The organism is Sulfuricurvum sp. (assembly GCF_036279695.1).
Lineage (GTDB): Bacteria > Campylobacterota > Campylobacteria > Campylobacterales > Sulfurimonadaceae > Sulfuricurvum.
The window spans coordinates 1-18,484 of record NZ_DASUIQ010000084.1 but is presented as its reverse complement, the minus strand read 5'-3'; the positions used below and the strand labels follow the sequence as shown (position 1 = coordinate 18,484).

The following is an 18,484-nucleotide window of genomic DNA, read 5'->3' as shown; positions in this document are numbered from 1 at the left end:
TTTATTATGTATGCAAAGTATATATATTTAATACTTAAATTGAGAAAAAAATTAATGCTTTATATTGACTAAAAGGGTGTATAATTAAAATTATCGCGAAAGGAGCAATTATGAGCGAGCAAGAGCTACTTATCTTATTTGTCGGGATTATCGCGATATGTATGTTATTCATCACCGTTGTAATCGTTTATATCGGAATTCATTCGGTTAAAACCATGAACAGAGTACACGAGTTCATCGCTCATCTCCAACATGAACTAAGCTTCATCTCTGGAAAGGCGGTAATCACGTTGCAAGATGTGAGCGAATTGCTGACTCAGGTCAAAGGGGAAACCCGCTCACTCAGCGAAAAATCGCTATTGTCTCTACACGAGTTGCATGGGTTAATCTCATTTCTTCATGATGAAACCAAATCCTTAGCCCTTAAAGCCTCAAACGGAATTGCAAAAGTGACGATCGGTTCCCTCGTCATCGGCGCATTGTCTCAATTTTTAAAGAAAAAAAAGGAGTAAACTATGAATCAAAACAACACACTCAGCTTTATACTCGGAACGGCAATCGGTGCGGTAGCTGGCTATTATCTTTTTAAACATCAAGATGAGATCGTCGATAAAATCCACGAACTGGAGGGGAACCTCAATATCGACCATAACGCTCTGATCGACAAAGCAAAAGGGAAACTCGACGCGCTGACCCAAAGTGTTCAATCGACGATTGAGCGCTACACCCACGGAAGCGAAGATAAATCACCCGATGAGATCGCAGCCATTATGACGGAACTCTCTAAACTGCGCGAAGAGGTCAAAGCCCTTCAAGCATCGTAACGAGTCTAGCGAGAAACGCTACGATTCGCTTTTCGGAGCATCCGCAATGTCGTAAAGGTAAATGCGACGATTGCCGGACCGAAGATAAATCCCCAGAACCCGAATGTCGCCAATCCCCCTACTATTGCAAAAAAGATCATAAACTCATTCATCTTCCGCTTCTCATCGCTCAAAGCACGATTCACGAAATTTAAAATGACCAGTTTGACGATATTGTCGATGAAAAAGGCCATCATTGCCCACGAATAGATCGCAATGATGATCGCATTGGCGATATGCCCCGCAAAATATTCGTTTAATGCAACCGGAATCCAAACGAGCGCCGTCCCGACGACGGGGATAACCGCCGAAATAGCGGTCATAAATCCTAATAGAAACGCGTTATACCCCTCAAAAAAAGCGATAAATAGTGCAAATGCCAACCCCTGAGCGAGCATCACCCCTCCCAGCGTATAAAACACGACTGCCGTGGTAGACATCATATCAGAGAAAAACTGCCGCTTTATAGTGCGAGACAAAGGGATGATCGGAAGGAGAAAAAGGGTCATACTACGTCCGTACCACGTTAAAAAGAAGAAAAAGACGACTATCATACTCATCTCAGCCAACATCGATACAAACGTTTTTAATCCGCTCCCAAACCAAGCTGCGAGGGTCGCAATAATCTCATCTTTATGCCCTTTTGCGATCGTAATGGCATTATCCAAAGGATCACGTAACCAAGAGAGGTAAGAAGGAAGGTGTGTCGTGAGGGTGTCAATCTTATCCCCTAACGTTTTAATCAACACGACGGTATTAGAGGGATGATCAAAAAGTTGATACAAAAAGATCGCAATCGGAGCAAAAAGGATCAATGACAAAGCAAGAGTTACAACTCCAGCGGAAACAAGAGATGCCGAAGCGTGAAAGAAATGAAAACGGCGTACTTTTGCTTCAACCAACCGATGGAGAGGCGAGACAACCATCGCCAATAACAAAGCGACAAAAAAACTTTTTAGAAAAGGCAAAAAAAGCCATGTCATCAAACCAAGCGACGTTAAAATCATAAAGCGGATAAATATTCTGTTTTCCATTTCATCTCCCTCTTAATGCTGTCGGTGAACAAAGTTTTTAAAACTACCATCTTGGTTCTCTAATAACTCTCGTGTCCCCTCTTCGAGGATAATACCGTTTTCAAGGACATAAATGTAATCGGCGCGGTTCACGGTGCTGAGACGATGGGCAATGATGATAACCGTTTTATCCTGCAAAAAGGCTTCCAACGCTTCAAAAAGAGCACTTTCGGTATGGACATCGAGCGCCGAAGTCGATTCGTCGAAAATAACCGCTTTTGGATCGGCAATCACCATCCGAGCGATACTGAGACGCTGACGCTGACCTCCCGAGAGGCGTATACCGAATTTCCCCACTTGTGTCTCTAAGCCCAACTCTAAGCCCTCTACAAATTCTAAAAGCTGTGCAATCCTTAACGCTTCAAAAATAGTCTCATCACTGATTTCATCCCCCATGCTCAGATTAAAGCGGAGGGTATCATTAAACATCAAAGGTTGTTGCAAGACGACAAACACTTCATCGCGAATGCGTGGAAAGCCGATTTCGTTTACACTCACATCGTTGTAGAAAATATCACCCGAAGTCGGAGGATAAAATCCTACCAATAGTTGCGATAGAGTACTTTTTCCGCTGCCGCTTGCACCGATGATCGCGACCGTGCTTCCGGCTTTGATGTCGAGATTGATCCCTTTCAGCACCGGTTCTTTTTCATCGTAACCGAACACAAGATCGCGTGTTTGAATCGAGAGTGCTTTCGTCTCATCCAATGTTTTAGTGCTGGTTACTATCGGCTCTGTGGGGAGAGTCAACAGTTCATTCAACCGTGCAAGGGCATTTTTGGCATTAGCAAAGCTGTATTGGAGCGACAAAAGATCCTGTACAGGAGTCATCATAAACCACAAATAGCCGAATATCCCAAACATCACCCCGATGGAGAGATCGGAATAGAGAACCATTACCAATCCGAGTGCCCGAAAGATCTCAAATCCGCTCAAGAATAGAGTATACGAATACCGCTCCCCCATCAATGCTTTGATCCCATAGAGGCTTGCACTCTGACGTAACCGTTTCGATTGTGTGATCGCTGAGCCTATAAAACGCTCCTCTTTGTTACTGGCGCGGATTTGACCGAAAAGGTCACACATTTGGGTCAGGGTATCGGAAAGTTCTCCGATAGTACGATTTTGCTCTTTTTTAAGCACCCCGACTCGACCCGATATTTTACGAGTGACAATCATAATGAGGGGCTGAAAAATAATGATGAGAATCCCAAACAACGGATTAATCCAAATCAACACAGCCGCGACACCGATGAGGGTTGCAACTGAAACGATCAGTTTAGAGAGGGCACTCCCTAAAAATTGCTCGATCGTGTCAATATCGGTGATGAGATGGGTAATCACTTTCCCGCTTCCCAGACGTTCATACGCAGACATAGAGACATGTTTGAGATGTTCCAGTGCACGGACGCGGATCGTAAAACTGAGCTCTTGAGAAAGGGTGATAAAAAACTTCTGCGATACCACACTGAGGATGAAAAAAACAAAGCGGAGCGCAATGGTCACAATCAACACGATCCCGATGTACAAAATCGGCTCATGCAAAGGGGTAAGCCAATCAATCGCTTCGGTGATTGTTCCCCCTTTTTTCAGAAGTACCTCATCGACCATGAGAGGAATGAGCATCGGGATCGGAATTGAGATGAGCGTTGCAAGTATCGCAATAACATTACCCCACAAAAGGGAGCGCTTATGTTCTAGCATCATAGAAAAAAGGGTTTTAAAAGTTAGCATGACGTAATTATATCTCTATTTTCATGTATAATTACGCCATTAAATTAGTGAGGAAAATATGGCTAAAGGTTTCGGAGGAAAATATTTTTCACTCCAAGCGATTACAGCAACGGTCAATGCTACAACGTTGCATAACCGTGCCGTTCGCACTCGCACTTGTCATACCTACCATACCTACTCCGCTGATGCGAGTATCGATGAGTCTCCCCCTGATGAACTCGATCTCCTCCTCGAAGCGTTAGAACCTTTCACCCCGAAGGTATCCCGCTGTCAATGCCATTGTAACCGTTTCTACGGGCGTCGAACCCGCTGCGCCTTATATGTCTCCTCACTCACCCCCAAACTACGCTTTTTATTTCGCTATTTTCACACCGATACCTCTCCGCCTGTACATTTTTTACTTTCTCTTTAAAATCATCGCTATCCGTCATCCTGAACGTGATTCAGGATCTCAGATTGCGGATCAAGTCCGCAATGACGAAATACTTAAATAACAAGGAAACAAATATGTACAACAAGACAGCAGTGCTCGGATTTCCCCGTATCGGTGAAAAACGAGAGTTAAAAATCGCCCTTGAGGGGTATTGGAAAGGTTCTATTAGCTTTAATGAATTACAAATGGTTGCGTTTGAATTGCGTTTGCGCCATTGGCAGTTGCAGAGTAGTGCGCTCGATACCGTCACGATAAACGATTTTAGCCTCTACGATACTATGCTAGATCTCATGGTGACATTAGGTGCTACACCTGAACGCTTTAGCGATATAGTGAATCCAACACGTCGATATTTTACTATGGCACGGGGAGATGAGACCCATGTGGCGATGGAGATGACCAAATGGTTCAACACCAACTACCACTATCTCGTCCCAGAACTGCACAGCGGTTTTACCTTCGGAAGCATAAATCCCGATAAAATCATCCAAGAATACAATGAAGCCTCTCTGCACGGATTTAAAGGGCGAATTCAACTCATCGGTCCGATCACCTTTTTAGCCCTCTCTAAATGTTCGGAAGAGATTCGTGTGAGCCTATATGACCCCTTGTTAGAGCAGTATGTTTCGCTTCTCGAAGCGCTCAAACCTCTAGGTGCCGAGATCGTGATGCATGAACCCTCCCTAGTGTGTGATCCCACACCTCATGATCTATCCTTGCTCAAAATCGCGTATGATCGATTGGGAACACTCGCGCCTCTTTGGGTAGCAACCTATTTTGAACATTCCAACGAAGCAACGGCGGTATTGGTACACACTCCGATCCACGGACTATACCTCGATTTCGTTCACGGAGAGAAAAATACCCTATCTCTTGAAGTGTTAGGCAAAAGCGATAAACACGTGAGCGTCGGGATTATCAACGGTCGCAATGTCTGGAAAAACGATCTTTCCGCTTCGCTAAAAACCTTGAACACTATCGCGGATCATATCCCCAAAGAGCGATTAACACTCAGTACCTCATGTTCGCTTCAACATGTCCCCTACACGTTGCGCCATGAAACAATATTGGACTCGGACGTGAAAACGTTATTATCGTTTGCCGAAGAAAAGCTCACAGAACTCTCCATCCTATCAAAAGCATTTTTTGGCAATGAAAAGATTGGTGAACAGCCACGCAATACCTCTCGCACCGACCCTGCGGTTCAAGCACGGCTCTGTGCATTACAAAGCGGTGATTACAAACGCCCCTATCCCTTCGCCCTCCGACAAGAAGCCGCGCACGATCTGTTCGATTTACCTCTCCTGCCGACGACAACCATCGGCTCGTTCCCCCAAACCGCAGACATCCGCAAAATTCGTCAAGAGTTCAAAAAAGGGTTCATCTCCCGAGAAATCTATGAAACCGAAATGAAAAAAGCGATCCGCGATTGCGTCGAATTTCAAGAGTCGATTGATCTGGATGTCTTGGTGCACGGCGAGTTTGAGCGTAACGACATGGTGGAGTATTTCGGTGAACAACTCAGCGGATTTGCCTTTAGCCGTAATGGCTGGGTACAGAGCTACGGCAGCCGATGTGTCAAACCGCCTCTACTCTACGGCGATGTGAGCCGACCGCATCCGATGACGTTAGAGTGGAGTCTATTTGCCCAAAGCCTTACAGCGCGACCGATGAAAGGGATGCTCACTGGACCCGTAACGATTCTCAACTGGAGTTTCGTCCGTGACGATCAGCCCCGCTCCCTCACCGCAACCCAAATCGCCCTCGCTATTCGCGACGAAGTGGATGATCTGCAACGTTCAGGGATCAAAATGATCCAAGTGGATGAAGCGGCGTTCAAAGAGGGGTATCCGCTACGCCTAGAAAAACGTGCCGAGTATGAAAAATGGGCATTGGAGAGTTTCCTCCTATCCACTGCCGTGGCGGAACGCGATACCCAAATCCATACCCACATGTGCTACAGCGAGTTTACCGACATTATCAAAACCATCGAAGCGATGGACGCGGATGTGATCTCCATCGAAACCTCCCGCAGCGGAAACCGACTTCTGAAAATCTTTGCTGACGTAGGGTATACCCAAGAGGTGGGCCCTGGGGTATACGACATCCACTCACCGCGTATTCCGAGCGTTGAAGAGATGGAGCGCCAAATCCATGCACTTCTCGAAGTTCTCCCATCAGCTCAACTCTGGATTAATCCCGACTGCGGTTTAAAAACCCGTGGATGGATAGAGACCAAAGCGGCATTAGAAAACATGGTAGAAGCTGTCAAAGCCGTACGTTCAAGCCTTTAAATATATGGATCCCCGATCAAATCGGGGATGACAAACTAAATAATAAAAATTATCCTTTAGAATTTTAGGTTAACTTTGAGCCTCTCTGTTGAATTAAACTTCGTGTGTTACAATTTCTCTACATTAAAACACAAACCACACAAGGAAATCCCATGCTCGTTACCAAAAAAGCCCCTGACTTTACAGCAACAACCGTTCTTGGAAACAACGAAATCGTTGATAACTTCAACCTCTACGAAAACCTCGGCGAAAAAGGTGCCGTATTGTTCTTCTACCCGTTGGACTTTACTTTCGTATGTCCGTCTGAATTGATCGCATTCGATCACCGTTTAGAGTCGTTCACAGAACGTGGAATCAACGTTATCGGTGTATCCGTTGACTCACAATTCAGCCACTTCGCATGGAAAAATACTCCGGTAAACCAAGGCGGTATCGGTCAAGTTCGCTACCCGCTCGTAGCAGACCTTAACAAACAAATTTCTCGTGATTACGATGTATTGCTCGGTGAATCCGTTGCACTTCGCGGATCGTTCTTGCTCGATAAAGACGGAACCGTTCGTCACGCCGTAATCAACGATCTTCCACTTGGACGTAACATCGATGAAATGCTCCGTATGATCGATGCGATGTTGTTCACCAACGAACACGGTGAAGTTTGTCCTGCTGGTTGGGCAAAAGGTGACGCCGGTATGAAAGCAAGCACTGAGGGTGTTGCTGAATATCTTGCTTCACACGCTGATAGCCTATAATTTCTTTTCCCCTTTCGGGGAAGCCTCTTCTTAATCAAAAATACTCTATCCTTTCTCTATGCAATACTCTTTTTTAGCCTCGTACCTACTCATCATCTTTGCCCTCTGGTATTCGCGCCGTGAACAACTCGGCATGGAAAAAATGATCCTCACCAATTCGATACTCGCGATGGTTCAGCTCGGACTCCTCGGATACGCTCTCGTTTATCTTTTTCAGATGAAACACCCTGCCCTGCTCTTTTTTGTACTGCTGGGAATGGTAACGTTCGGTGCCTATACCGCTAAAAAGCGTTCCCCTTTAGGGGAACACAGCTTTAAAATCGCGTTCTTTACCCTCGGAGCTTCCGCAGGGATTGTCTTTTTGTCTATGATGGCGTTCGGAGTGATCCACATGGTTCCCCATGAGATGATCCCTATCGGCGGGATGATTATCGGAAATGCCCTCAACGTCTACACCCAAAGTACAGAACGGTTCCGCTCTGAAGTGAAAAATACGATTGAGACGATCGAGGGGATGATTGCCCTCGGAGCGCCTCTCAAAGATGCCCTGAGTTTTGCGTCAAAAGCCTCCGTCAAAGCCTCTATGATCCCAACCCTCAATATGCTCCAAACGGTCGGAATCATCCATATCCCCGGTATTACCACGGGGATGCTCCTCGCGGGTGCCGATCCGCTACAGGCGATCTCGTATCAGCTCGCCGTCATGTACATGATGGTAGCGGTAGCACTTCTCGCGGCACTATTTAGCACGATGTTCTCATACCGTGTTATCATCGGAGCGGCATTTGATAAAAGCAAAAATTAATTTTCCCCCGTTATACTGCTCACTTTTGATTAAGGGTTTTAATTGAAACTTCACTGGCTAAATTATTGGATGATGGTACATGCCGGACTTTTTTGGGTCATCATCTATTTTTGTGTTTTCAAACTATTAGGCTACTATGAAGTAGAGTGGGCAACACTATTTCAATGGTGGTGGTGGAATCTGTTCGCGTATCTTTATGTCGCTTTTATGCACTTCATCACCATAAATAAAAAAAAGTTTTCCCAATAATAATTTTTATGCCGAATCGCTAAATCGTTTCGCTTTCGGATGGACAAAACAGAGTTTCTCCCACCCCCGATTCGGGCGAATCAATGTTACCCGATGGGCAGAAACGGATCGCGATAACGCCACATAAAACTGCGAGGGGGCGAAGATTTCATTCGTCTCTATCACATAATCTGCTAAAGACATCCCTTGTGATTTATGAATCGTAATCGCAAATGCGAGAGTGATGGGAAATTGACTGAGGGTGATTAGTTTCTCTTCACTCGCGCTCTTTCCTTTTTCTATCCACCGCGTTTTCACTGTATCGACACGCTCCACTTTCACACTCACGCCGTCACCTTTTTTGACCCATATCAGCCCATCTTCGATAGAGGTAATCATCCCCCGCTCGCCGTTGTAATAGTTCCATGCATTGCGGGTAAAGAGGATCGGTGCTCCCACTTTAAGGGCTAATATCGGCTCGATACGGCTCTCAACCATAAATCGCTCGACATCGCGTTCCTGCATCTTTTTGTCGTGGATCGTGACATAGGTTTCAACCTCGATAATCTCTCCGTTTAAATGCTCCAACTGGGAACGGTTATGATTTTGGGCACTGATGTTTTTCCCAAACAGCAGTGTCATCGTGCTCATATCCTCACTCAACGGTTTTACGAGATCTTCGAGAGCTTCATGCGCCTCTTCATCAAGACGAGCATGGCGTACTTTCTCCAGCAGAGACAAAAATTCCGCTTCATGGGTACGGTATGACCCCTCCAAATGGAGTGTCTCAAATCCGAGCCGCTCCCATGAGGGAGATTCGAAGGCAAAATAGATCGGTTCACTCCCGCGTGTCACAGGTGGAAGCTGTAAAAAATCCCCCACCACGATGAGTCGCCCGCTGAATTCCGCCTGCAAAAGTCGTAATCGGATCATATCGAGGAGTTGCGCACCCACCATCGAAATTTCATCGATGATAATGATCTGCATAGAATGGATGAGTTTAATGATTTTTTTAGAGGGTTCTAGTTTTCCGTTACGTTCTAGTTCTTCCTGAGAATTGGCGATCCCCAAATCGAAAAAACTGTGGAGTGTCTGCCCCCCGATCAGTGTTGCCGCCATCCCAGTCGAGGCGAGACGAGCAACCGATTTTCCTTTTTGCAGAGCATCATGTATGAGTGCGCGGGTGAGAGTCGTTTTCCCAGATCCCGCACCCCCTGTGATAAAGAGGTTGGAGGTTTCTAAAATATTGAGTGCTGTTTCTATCATAGAACGCATTATAATGCGATAGGGCTAAAAAGAGAGAAGATAGCTATAATACCGAAATAGTTTCAAAGGATTTTACGATGGAAGAACTTTACGCAGGGATTGCCGCTTATGATGCGGGAGATTATACAAAAGCACACGAAATCCTCTATCCGTTAGCCGCTTACAAACGTGACCCCGAAGCACAGTTTCACATGGGGATGATCTATTTTTACGGCGAAGGGGTCGAAAAAGACATAGATCAAGCGATGGAGTGGTGGAAAAAAGCGATGCGTAACGGTCATGTAGATGCCGCCTATCGCCTCAGCGAAATTGCGACATCCACTAAAACGACATTTTAACCTAATACCTGAGCGATACTGTAACGCATATCCTCATCGAGGCTTTCCATATTGCCGAGCATCCATGTGAGATACCCCTTGTCCGCTTCGGCGATCTCTTGAAGCGTTTTTCCTTTGTATTTGCCGAATTTGAGCGGTCGTGTATACAATACAGGAGTTTGAGTCAGTTCCACCATCTTATCGATCGGATTAACCCCCTCAAACCGTTCCTGAAGCCGTTTTCGAAGCTCGGTTAAAAAAAGTTTCAAGACCAAAACATCCCCGATAGCATCGTGAGCTTTGACGACGATTCCCAAAGCATCCGCTTCGGCTTGCTCAATTTTATACAGCCCCAAACGATAACGGAAATATTGGAGCCGATGAGCCTCTTCATCATCAAATAGATGGCGTGCACATCGGAGCGTATCGATAAGACGCATTTGAGAGGTAAAATTCTCTTTGGAGAGCATCCCCAAATCAAACGGCGCATTATGGATGATCAGAACATTATCAGGGGTGTTGAGTTCATAAAGCGCTTGGAAAGCGGAAGTCTCTATACACGGCGGCTTCCCCTCGATCATATCAGGGGTAATGCCGTGAACTTCCATAGCTCCGTATCCGATAGGAAGAGGAGCGGAGCACAGATCATTATAGACCTCGACATTTTTCCCATCGAGAACCATGTAACCTAACTGGATAATGCGATCTTCTTCACCGGCTCCGGTCGTCTCGGTATCGAGTAAAATATATTTTGCCATTAATACTGATCGTCTTCATCTTCGAGATCGAATTCATCGTAATCGTCCTCGTCTTCATCCTCTTCTTCGTCGTAATAGTCGTCCTCTTCATCCCCTTCGCCTTCACGCATAGAAGTGAGTTCGGTGTAGAGTTGTTCTGCTTCTTCTTCGTCAATGTCGCCGCTGTTTAGCTCTTTAAGAAGATCTTTGTACTCATCACGAAGAGCTTGCATATCTTCAAGCTGTGCGCGTTCTTCGACCGTAGCGTCCTTTTGAGAAGCGATCGATTCGAAAATATCGTCGATGTGTTCTTCCACATCGGGGATCAACTCGTTTTGTATCAAATGTTTTAGTTGTGCAATATAGGCCATTTTTAATCCTTCTGGCTTGTGATTTTCATATCTCATTATACTTCAAAAATGTGACAATATACCAAGAAGAAAGAAGATGTTTGTAAAGAAAAGTTTGATTTTTGATTGATTGTGAAGAAGAAAAATAGATGGTGCGGACGGGGGGATTTGAACCCCCACACACGTAATGCGCTACCACCTCAAGGTAGTGTGTCTACCGTTCCACCACGTCCGCGTAAAAAAAGAAAGCGATCAGCCGAAGCTGACCGGAAGAAAAGGTCGAACCTTACGCAGCCAAGTATGGGTTAGCGTAAAGAGCGATAAGAGCGATAACAAGTGTATAAATAACTTGTGCTTCGATCATAGCAAGAGCGATGAACATAGTAGTCATCAATTTTCCGCCAAGACCTGGGTTACGAGCTGTACCAGCGATAGTTGCAGCAGCAGTGCTACCCATACCGATTGCTCCACCAAGAGCAGCCAAACCAAGACCAACACCAGCAGCGATCATAGAGTACGCTTTCAATGTTTGGTTAGCAACGTCTGCAGATGCAGCCGCAGCAGCAGGTGCCGCTTCAACAGCAGCTTCAACAACCGCTACCGCTTCATCAGCACCGAATACTGAAGCAACGAGAGCGAGCATAAGAAAAAGAACTTTTTTCATGAGTAATCTCCGTATTTAAATCAAAGTCCGTTCGGATAGTGTCCCTACTTATCACTTTGTGGGTGGAATTATAGTTATAGAGAGCTAAAAGATTACTTAGCTCGCCCTAAGCCGATCTTGTTTCCTTTGAATTCGACGATCTCAACCATCAATTCGTCCCCCTCGTTGACCACATCGCTGACACGGCTGATATGTCCATCAGAGAGCTTAGAGATATGAATCAATCCGTCAATTCCCCCCGGAAGTTCGATAAATGCGCCGAAATCAACGATCTTTTTCACTTTCCCTTTGACGACGTCGCCCACTTTGTATTCCACTTTTTCTACCGGAGACGATCCGCTTACGATCCCCTCAATATGATCGCGCGCTCCGCGTAGTCCATCGCGATTTTTACCCGTCAGTTTGACAGATCCTTTTTTCTTATCTATATCAATCGTAACATCGAAACGTTCAATGATCTCTCGAATCGTTTTACCCGCTTGTCCGATAATATCGCCGATGAAACTCGGATCGATGTGGAACAGGTCGGTACTCGGCAGTGTCCCCTCATTGAGCTCAATATGATCTTCCGCGCCGATCATAATATCGATGATATGTGCACGAGCCTCTTTGGCTTGATAGAGGGCCTCTTTGAGGACATCGAGATGGATACCTCCGAGTTTGATGTCCATCTGCATCGCAGTAATCCCCTCTTTGGAGCCCGCTACTTTGAAATCCAAATCGCCGTCATGATCTTCAAGACCCATGATGTCGGTCAAAATCGCATGACGTCCCCCCTCAGAAACCATCCCCATCGCGACACCGGCAATCGGGTCTGCCATCTCAATATCACCGGCACGAAGTGCCATATAGCCGCCGCATACGGTAGCCATCGACGAAGAACCGTTCGATTCCAAAATCTCGGAAACCAGACGGATCGTTTGTCCGTTACGGACACACGCACCCTCTAATGCCCGTTTAGCAAGGTTACCGTGTCCTAATTCGCGACGGCGCGGCGCCCCGATCGGCGAAGGTTCACCGACACTGAATCCCGGAAAGTTGTAGTGCACCATAAACGCTTCGTTTTGAGTACCGCTGTCGGTAAGGTTTTCAAACATTTGCGCGTCTTTGGCACCGCCGAGCGTCAATATAACCAAAGCCTGTGTCTGACCTCGGGTAAAGAGCGCGGATGCATGAGCACTCGGCAATACGTTCGTCTCGATACGGATCGGGCGTACTTCATTCAAAGCGCGCCCGTCGGCACGTATAGACTCATCCAAAATCTGGGTACGAACCATGGAGCGTTTGACCGATTCGATCGCTTTTTTGAGCTCATGCTCATTCCATTCGGGTTTCTCTTTTAGAATCGTTTTACGAATGGTACGAAGCGCGGTAGAGCGCTCGGTTTTTGCCATTTGATTGATCCCCGCTTTGAGATCAGCGCTATGCATTGAGCGAACGTATTCCATCATCTCCGCATTGATCTCACTGATGATAGTTTGCAGTTCAAACGGTGACGCGGCATACGGTTTAAAGGCATTTTCGTATGCACTGTTTGATTCGAATAATGCCGCTTGGGCTAGAGCAAGAACATGAATTAGCTCATCTTCATTCATCGCGTTAGAGAGACGAACAGGGACAGCCGGAATACTCATAGCCGGATCAACCATCGGATCAATCATCCCCATGTTCAGTGCTTCCATCTCATCGCTACCGAGCGTTTGCATCTCGATCATCAACATATCGTCTTTGCTTCCCGCTAAATACAGATCAAGGCTACTGCTCTCCATTTGAGCTCGAGTCGGATTGATAACAATTTCACCGTCAATCTTCGCAACACGTACCGCACTCACCGAGTTAAAAATATCAATATCGGATACATACAATGCCGCTGATGCCGCATTAAGGGCCAATACCTGTAAATCAGCCTCTTTATCAGCACTCAAAACCATTACCGTGATTTGGATCGGGTTTGCGAACCCTTTCGGGAACAGAGGGCGAAGAGATCGGTCTACAATCCGTGACGTTAAGGTTTCAAAATCACTCGGTTTGGTTTCCCGTTTGATAAAGCCTCCCGGAAATTTCCCCGCTGCGTAGCTTTTCTCAATGTATTGAACCGTCAAAGGCAAAAAATCCTCATCGACAAAATCGGTCTCATCGACAACAACCGTTGCCAATATTACGGTATCTCCGCATTTCAGCCATGCGGCACCGTTGGCTTGCGCCGCAACTTGGTTAAACGCGTACGCTTCGGTTTTATTTTGTAAGGCTAGTTCAACATTGTATTTCATTCATTCTCCATTTTGTTATCGCTTCATCGAAGAAGCGCCGCCGATAATGTATTTAAAATCGTTATCGATAAATCGTAGACCTAAGCCTAAGAAAATATTTTGAGATTCAGGATTCAGGAAATTATCCCACCCTCCGTATAGCTCAAGATGTTTAAGCATTTGATAGCGCACTTGCGCTTTTAGGTGCGCATGAGAACCTCGGACATCATCAACCGCGTTAAAATCAAACGCTTCGGCGCTGAATTTCAACTTATCATGATTCGTAAAATAATCGACCCCGATCCCTCCGGTCGATTCAATCGCCCCAAAACGGAGCAATGTGTCATCGAAACGTTTTCCGTACTGCGCTGAATAGTAGGTCTTCCCTTTTTGATGCTTCACCGGAAGTGCAGGCTGAGAGTAATCATCGGTACTGATCAGATCAAACATATAATAGGTTTCAGGATTGGGGAGATAGTTGACCCCCAAATAAACTTTCCCGTACTGATCGCGCATCATATAGTCGGTATGCATCGCCACCTGCAATTCGCTCGCAGTCAAACTCCCCAACATCGAATCAATCTTACCGAATGCCTCTTCACCGCTTTTGAAAAATGAACCTGCGCTTGAGATCGTCTCTTTCAAGGATGATCGGTTTTCAGTGAGAATAACACTGACGTTATCTTCGATCTTGGTAAATTTATCAACCGCTTCGGGTAACTTGTGTTCTAACGAACCGCTGATATTATCCATTCGTGTTGTCAACGAATTAATCCGTGCCATTATCTCAGGCAAATCTTTGTTGACAGTATCGGCACTCTGAGAGAATCCTGCCGACATCGCTCTAAAATTGGCGATAGCGGCATGTAAATCGGCTCTGTTTTCGACAATAACGCCATCGAGATTGACCCCGACATTACGAAACGCGATAATAGCGTCTTGGATCGCTTTGCGATGCTCTTCATCTAACGTTGAGCGGAAATCTTTGAGCAATAATTCCAACTCTTTTGCGGCGGCATTAACGGAGTCACTGGTTTGATCAAATGAGGCATAGCGTTTGGACTGAGACAATACGCTACCGTTTTGCAAGAAAGCAGTTGAATCCCCTACAATGATATTAATCACTTTCGATCCCAAAAGTGACTCTTGCGCTACAATAACTGACGAGTCATCGGGAATTTTCACTCCGTTGTCGATCATCAACGTTAAGCGAACCTTTTTGCCTTCTATGTTCAAGTCATCCACATCCCCGATCGTCACACCGTTCATCAAAACGTGAGTATGCTTTTCTACCCCTGACGCATCTTCGATATAGGCTTGTACCAAATATCCCTCTTTGCCCCATTTACCCAAAGAGGTCACTTGAGTCGAGAGGAATAATAGCGCACCCAATACCATCACGACAAAGAGACCGATTTTTGCTTCCAATTTCATACGATTTCCCCTCTAATTACCGGTGAGTTTGTAGTTAAATTCCGACCCGCCGATCGGTTTCAAAAGAATGCTGATAAATATATAGGAGTCATCTACCGTATCGCTTGCATTGGTGTTGGTCAACACAGGACGACGATTTTGGACAAAGCGAACCCCAAAGTCGAAACATCTTTGAGTATACAGCACACCGATTTCACTCCGTTTCATGAGCGACTCATGATAATCGTACGCCACATTACCGAAAACTTTATAGAACCGGTTGTATCGATACGCCGCATCCGCAGTCCAATACGATGCGTAGACCGGAACATTATTTTTTAGCTGATCACTGTAGTAATGGCTCACACCGGTTGTTACAATCTCACCATTATAGCGCAGAGTATTTTGTTCTTTGGTCACTCGGTTACGATCATGATTAAATGCCGTTTGATTGTACAGTGAGATCGCTTTCGTGATTTGCCACTCTAGCTCATTTTGCAACTCCCCGTAATAGCTCCCCTGATCATCATAGCGAAAGTTTTGAGAGAGACGATCCACAAATAACTGCGCCCCTTTTTTGAAAACGTAATTATTCACCCCCAATGAGAGCGTATCGCTTGGGGCGCTAAGGGTATAAAACTCACAAGGGTATCCCGCGTAAGTACCGGTAATATCACATGAGTCACGGTAGGTTTCATAATATCCGCTGTAATAGCGGCTCCCGGCAGACGTGTAACTCGCAAACGGATTGAGCACATGAGAGACATTTTGATCATACGATTTGACTAATGTCGATCCGATATTGACCGTATGATCGAGTTGAGCATATTTTCCTTGATCATACATACTTCCCGTTTCACCACTACGTGCATTGGCATAGAAACCGATAGCTTTTGCCGATGCATTAGCGGTGTAACTCACATCGATATAATCATCCAATACCGACGTTTGCACGGTTAGCGGAATATTAAAATTTCCCTCAATCGCCCTTTTTCCATTCGGGCGATAATAGTGTGTCGCCGTTGCATCCGTGCTGGTCAAAAGGTAATCGTCTAAAAAGCTTTTCAAATAACGATGGTAATGGAGGGTCGGAAGAGTTTGAATCGTTTCACCGTTATTACTCAGATTTAAATACTGGTAGTGTTTCAAATAGCTTCCGATATAGTTATCTTCGCTGCTGTAATAAAAATTGATCCGAGAGAGGATCTGATTCGTGGTGATATTTTGCGTTTCATCGCTTTGTTGCAGATTCAGATAATCGACGTCGTTCATCCATTTTCCATCAACATAAAGTCCCGATTCACCCTCAAGATCTAAATCAAACCACTCACGCAAAGGGGCACTGTGGCGATATTTGACATCATATCCGTAGTGTTTAATATGAGCTAAGTCATTATCAAGTGCATACGCTGACTGCTCTTTAAAATACCCCATACGAATGGAACCTTGGGATGAAAGGGTATCGACAAAACGAAAGTCCGCATACATCCCTGAGCCGCGTGAAGTACGAATTTGCGGACGAAGTTCCAGATCCCACCAGTTTTGTGGGGCAAAGTAGATCGGTTGCAGATAATAAAACCCTTCCGAACTCGACAATCCCAACGTAGGTATCAACAATCCGCTTCGACGGGTTTTGTCGGTCGGATACCCGAAATAAGGGAGGTAAAACATCGGAACGTCTCCGATCTCCAAGCGGGCATTATAGAGATTAACCCACATTTTGTCCGTATTATATTCACCGCTACTAAAACGGATTCGCCACAACGGGTCATTAGAATCACATCCCGAGACCATTCCGCTGGCTAAATCAATATCGTTTTTGCACCCTTGTGCTTCATCGGAACTCATCCATAGACCGCTTTTATTGTCCAAAGCGTAATAGGGAGTGGAATAACGGGTATCGTCTAGAAGATTTATACGAGAATAATTACTGATAGCATGATACTGTCCGGCTTTAAAAACATTAACATTCCCCGTCGCTTCGACAACGCTTGTATTACGATCGTAGGTCAATTTCTCAGCACTGATAATCTGATCTTGATAATGTGCTATCGGATTACCGGTCGCCGTTGCGATTGAGCCGTTCGCATCCACATTGTTTCCAAATAACTCAATTCGATCTTCCCCTAATAAGAGGGTAGAGGCGACCAGACTGATCCACAAAAAATTACGCATTGATCACCAATGTCCTTCCGGTTCGATCATGCCAGCTTCTTCGGTACGGATCGAGCATGGCCCACACAAATCCGAGATAAAAAAGAAGCTCACTAACAACTCGGAAAACACTTCGGTTAAAAGCGCTCAAAAAACTTGGATTAGAGAGGGTAGAAATCTCTATGACACGGATTTTCATCACGATCTTCCCGATGCTCGCACCGTATTGCATCGTAAAAAAAGTCTGATAAACAATTTTGATCGACATATATTCCAACAAAAAGCTATTCGTTACTGCAATCATCGCTTCCAAGGTGTTTGCCTTAGTCATCGAATCCCATAGGATGATGATCATAATGAACGATAATAGAAGTTCATCGATACCAAATGCGGCTGCTCGCTGGCGTACGGTAGCAAGGGTTAAATGCTCACGTTCTAAAAGGGAATCGAGCCGTTCATCCATCAGCGAAGAGCCTGATATGCGATGTCGCCACGCAGTTTTTTACCCGCAAAGTGAACTTGCCCACAGAGCATATAAGCGCGATCACGCGCCTCTTTGATACTCTCACCCACACCGACGCATACGAGAACACGACCGCCGGTGGCGTAGAGTTTCCCATCTTCTTCCGCTACACCTGCATACGCGATATGGGTGTTGTGAGCAATCTCATCATGATGGATTTCATCGACGATGATCTCTGCGGGTTCAGAGTTATCGTACGGATAGTTACGACTCGCCATAACGACACCGACCGCGTATTTATCGTGAAATTCGACGTTAAGAGTGTCGAGCTGTTTAGTCGCTGCTTTGTAAAAAAGCTCACTTGCCGGCGTTTTCAAAAGCGGCATCAAAATCTCACACTCTGGATCACCGAAACGGACATTGAATTCCAAGGTAATCGGTTCTCCGTTGACGATCATCAGACCGATGAAGAGAACCCCCTCAAACGGCGCCCCCTCTTCTTGCATCCCGCGCAGCGTCGGACGAACGATACGATCTTTTACTTTCTCGTAAATGACATCGTCTACCAATGGGGTTGGAGCATACGCACCCATTCCTCCCGTATTTGGGCCTTCGTCATTATCGAGTAGTCGTTTATGATCTTGCGCGGCAGGGAGAAGGATAAAATCTTTACCGTCACACAATGCAAACAT

The 18,484-nt window shown here is 45.6% G+C and carries 19 protein-coding genes and 1 tRNA gene; 8 read left to right on the top strand and 12 right to left on the bottom strand.

Annotation, left to right across the window (positions count from 1 at the left end; all coding sequences use genetic code 11):
- Nucleotides 1-110: 110 nt before the first annotated feature.
- Together VFW36_RS08270 and VFW36_RS08265 are read left to right on the top strand one after the other, a co-directional pair.
- Entirely contained in the window at nt 111-512 is a 402-nt protein-coding gene (locus VFW36_RS08270) for a hypothetical protein (protein WP_329658335.1), read from the top strand.
- A gap of 3 nt (nt 513-515) precedes the next feature.
- Nucleotides 516-824 carry a hypothetical protein gene (locus VFW36_RS08265; protein WP_329658334.1) on the top strand — a complete coding sequence of 103 codons (309 nt, stop codon included), beginning with the start codon at nt 516-518 and terminating at the stop codon, nt 822-824.
- A gap of 5 nt (nt 825-829) precedes the next feature.
- Here the strand turns inward: VFW36_RS08265 and VFW36_RS08260 are convergent, their stop codons facing one another.
- Nucleotides 830-1,897, bottom strand: coding sequence for an AI-2E family transporter (locus VFW36_RS08260; RefSeq protein WP_329658333.1), 1,068 nt, complete (start codon nt 1,895-1,897; stop codon nt 830-832).
- A gap of 12 nt (nt 1,898-1,909) precedes the next feature.
- On the bottom strand, nt 1,910-3,670 hold the full coding sequence (locus VFW36_RS08255; protein ID WP_329658332.1) for an ABC transporter ATP-binding protein: 1,761 nt from the start codon (nt 3,668-3,670) through the stop codon (nt 1,910-1,912).
- Between the two features lie 58 nt (nt 3,671-3,728).
- Here VFW36_RS08255 and VFW36_RS08250 point away from each other — a divergent pair, with 58 nt between their 5' ends.
- The 5 genes from VFW36_RS08250 to VFW36_RS08230 all read left to right on the top strand — a co-directional run bounded on the left by VFW36_RS08250 (nt 3,729) and on the right by VFW36_RS08230 (nt 8,200).
- Nucleotides 3,729-4,082, top strand: a complete 354-nt coding sequence (locus VFW36_RS08250; RefSeq protein WP_329658331.1) for a hypothetical protein — start codon at nt 3,729-3,731, stop codon at nt 4,080-4,082.
- A gap of 95 nt (nt 4,083-4,177) precedes the next feature.
- Nucleotides 4,178-6,397: a 5-methyltetrahydropteroyltriglutamate--homocysteine S-methyltransferase gene (gene metE, locus VFW36_RS08245; protein ID WP_329658330.1), complete on the top strand. Its 2,220-nt coding sequence runs from the start codon at nt 4,178-4,180 to the stop codon at nt 6,395-6,397.
- Between the two features lie 152 nt (nt 6,398-6,549).
- Nucleotides 6,550-7,146, top strand: coding sequence for a peroxiredoxin (locus tag VFW36_RS08240; protein ID WP_329658329.1), 597 nt, complete (start codon nt 6,550-6,552; stop codon nt 7,144-7,146).
- Between the two features lie 58 nt (nt 7,147-7,204).
- Nucleotides 7,205-7,951: an ABC transporter permease gene (locus tag VFW36_RS08235; RefSeq protein ID WP_329658328.1), complete on the top strand. Its 747-nt coding sequence runs from the start codon at nt 7,205-7,207 to the stop codon at nt 7,949-7,951.
- 42 nt (nt 7,952-7,993) lie between these two features.
- Nucleotides 7,994-8,200, top strand: a complete 207-nt coding sequence (locus tag VFW36_RS08230; protein WP_329658327.1) for a hypothetical protein — start codon at nt 7,994-7,996, stop codon at nt 8,198-8,200.
- A gap of 6 nt (nt 8,201-8,206) precedes the next feature.
- On the opposite strand, the gene VFW36_RS08225 is transcribed toward VFW36_RS08230, so the two are convergent.
- Nucleotides 8,207-9,445: an ATP-dependent DNA helicase gene (locus VFW36_RS08225; protein WP_329658326.1), complete on the bottom strand. Its 1,239-nt coding sequence runs from the start codon at nt 9,443-9,445 to the stop codon at nt 8,207-8,209.
- Between the two features lie 77 nt (nt 9,446-9,522).
- Here VFW36_RS08225 and VFW36_RS08220 point away from each other — a divergent pair, with 77 nt between their 5' ends.
- The gene (locus VFW36_RS08220; RefSeq protein ID WP_329658325.1) at nt 9,523-9,783 is read left to right on the top strand and encodes a hypothetical protein; all 261 of its coding nucleotides are present in this window, start codon (nt 9,523-9,525) and stop codon (nt 9,781-9,783) included.
- Here VFW36_RS08220 and VFW36_RS08215 read toward each other — a convergent pair.
- From VFW36_RS08215 to VFW36_RS08175, 9 genes are all read right to left on the bottom strand, one after another.
- The gene (locus VFW36_RS08215; RefSeq protein WP_329658324.1) at nt 9,780-10,520 is read right to left on the bottom strand and encodes an exonuclease domain-containing protein; all 741 of its coding nucleotides are present in this window, start codon (nt 10,518-10,520) and stop codon (nt 9,780-9,782) included. The genes VFW36_RS08220 and VFW36_RS08215 overlap by 4 nt on opposite strands.
- Nucleotides 10,520-10,870: a hypothetical protein gene (locus tag VFW36_RS08210; protein ID WP_329658323.1), complete on the bottom strand. Its 351-nt coding sequence runs from the start codon at nt 10,868-10,870 to the stop codon at nt 10,520-10,522. Before VFW36_RS08210 ends, VFW36_RS08215 begins: the two co-directional genes overlap by 1 nt.
- Nucleotides 10,871-10,999: 129 nt before the next feature.
- Nucleotides 11,000-11,084: transfer RNA gene (locus VFW36_RS08205), tRNA-Leu, on the bottom strand.
- Between the two features lie 51 nt (nt 11,085-11,135).
- Complete coding sequence (locus VFW36_RS08200; protein WP_295012677.1) at nt 11,136-11,513, bottom strand: F0F1 ATP synthase subunit C; 378 nt, start codon at nt 11,511-11,513, stop codon at nt 11,136-11,138.
- Between the two features lie 92 nt (nt 11,514-11,605).
- Complete coding sequence (locus VFW36_RS08195) at nt 11,606-13,783, bottom strand: polyribonucleotide nucleotidyltransferase (protein ID WP_329658322.1); 2,178 nt, start codon at nt 13,781-13,783, stop codon at nt 11,606-11,608.
- A gap of 15 nt (nt 13,784-13,798) precedes the next feature.
- Entirely contained in the window at nt 13,799-15,196 is a 1,398-nt protein-coding gene (locus tag VFW36_RS08190) for an MlaD family protein (RefSeq protein WP_329658321.1), read from the bottom strand.
- Nucleotides 15,197-15,208: 12 nt separating this feature from the next.
- Nucleotides 15,209-17,350 carry an LPS-assembly protein LptD gene (locus VFW36_RS08185; protein ID WP_329658320.1) on the bottom strand — a complete coding sequence of 714 codons (2,142 nt, stop codon included), beginning with the start codon at nt 17,348-17,350 and terminating at the stop codon, nt 15,209-15,211.
- The gene (locus VFW36_RS08180; protein WP_329658319.1) at nt 17,343-17,792 is read right to left on the bottom strand and encodes an RDD family protein; all 450 of its coding nucleotides are present in this window, start codon (nt 17,790-17,792) and stop codon (nt 17,343-17,345) included. The genes VFW36_RS08185 and VFW36_RS08180 overlap by 8 nt, the downstream gene beginning before the upstream one ends.
- A partial coding sequence (locus VFW36_RS08175; protein ID WP_329658318.1) for a phosphoribosylamine--glycine ligase occupies nt 17,792-18,484 on the bottom strand: 693 nt, incomplete at its 5' end. The genes VFW36_RS08175 and VFW36_RS08180, both read right to left, overlap by 1 nt.

What these genes read in the sequence shown, in the direction of transcription:
- metE (WP_329658330.1), top strand. Translation starts at nt 4,178, where the DNA reads ATGTACAACAAGACAGCAGTGCTCGGATTTCCCCGTATCGGTGAAAAA.
- VFW36_RS08210 (WP_329658323.1), bottom strand. Translation starts at nt 10,870, where the DNA reads ATGGCCTATATTGCACAACTAAAACATTTGATACAAAACGAGTTGATC.
- VFW36_RS08180 (WP_329658319.1), bottom strand. Translation starts at nt 17,792, where the DNA reads ATGGATGAACGGCTCGATTCCCTTTTAGAACGTGAGCATTTAACCCTT.
- VFW36_RS08240 (WP_329658329.1), top strand. Translation starts at nt 6,550, where the DNA reads ATGCTCGTTACCAAAAAAGCCCCTGACTTTACAGCAACAACCGTTCTT.
- VFW36_RS08255 (WP_329658332.1), bottom strand. Translation starts at nt 3,670, where the DNA reads ATGCTAACTTTTAAAACCCTTTTTTCTATGATGCTAGAACATAAGCGC.
- VFW36_RS08225 (WP_329658326.1), bottom strand. Translation starts at nt 9,445, where the DNA reads ATGATAGAAACAGCACTCAATATTTTAGAAACCTCCAACCTCTTTATC.
- VFW36_RS08260 (WP_329658333.1), bottom strand. Translation starts at nt 1,897, where the DNA reads ATGGAAAACAGAATATTTATCCGCTTTATGATTTTAACGTCGCTTGGT.
- VFW36_RS08270 (WP_329658335.1), top strand. Translation starts at nt 111, where the DNA reads ATGAGCGAGCAAGAGCTACTTATCTTATTTGTCGGGATTATCGCGATA.
- VFW36_RS08235 (WP_329658328.1), top strand. Translation starts at nt 7,205, where the DNA reads ATGCAATACTCTTTTTTAGCCTCGTACCTACTCATCATCTTTGCCCTC.
- VFW36_RS08190 (WP_329658321.1), bottom strand. Translation starts at nt 15,196, where the DNA reads ATGAAATTGGAAGCAAAAATCGGTCTCTTTGTCGTGATGGTATTGGGT.
- VFW36_RS08265 (WP_329658334.1), top strand. Translation starts at nt 516, where the DNA reads ATGAATCAAAACAACACACTCAGCTTTATACTCGGAACGGCAATCGGT.
- VFW36_RS08250 (WP_329658331.1), top strand. Translation starts at nt 3,729, where the DNA reads ATGGCTAAAGGTTTCGGAGGAAAATATTTTTCACTCCAAGCGATTACA.
- VFW36_RS08185 (WP_329658320.1), bottom strand. Translation starts at nt 17,350, where the DNA reads ATGCGTAATTTTTTGTGGATCAGTCTGGTCGCCTCTACCCTCTTATTA.
- VFW36_RS08200 (WP_295012677.1), bottom strand. Translation starts at nt 11,513, where the DNA reads ATGAAAAAAGTTCTTTTTCTTATGCTCGCTCTCGTTGCTTCAGTATTC.
- VFW36_RS08220 (WP_329658325.1), top strand. Translation starts at nt 9,523, where the DNA reads ATGGAAGAACTTTACGCAGGGATTGCCGCTTATGATGCGGGAGATTAT.
- VFW36_RS08215 (WP_329658324.1), bottom strand. Translation starts at nt 10,520, where the DNA reads ATGGCAAAATATATTTTACTCGATACCGAGACGACCGGAGCCGGTGAA.
- VFW36_RS08195 (WP_329658322.1), bottom strand. Translation starts at nt 13,783, where the DNA reads ATGAAATACAATGTTGAACTAGCCTTACAAAATAAAACCGAAGCGTAC.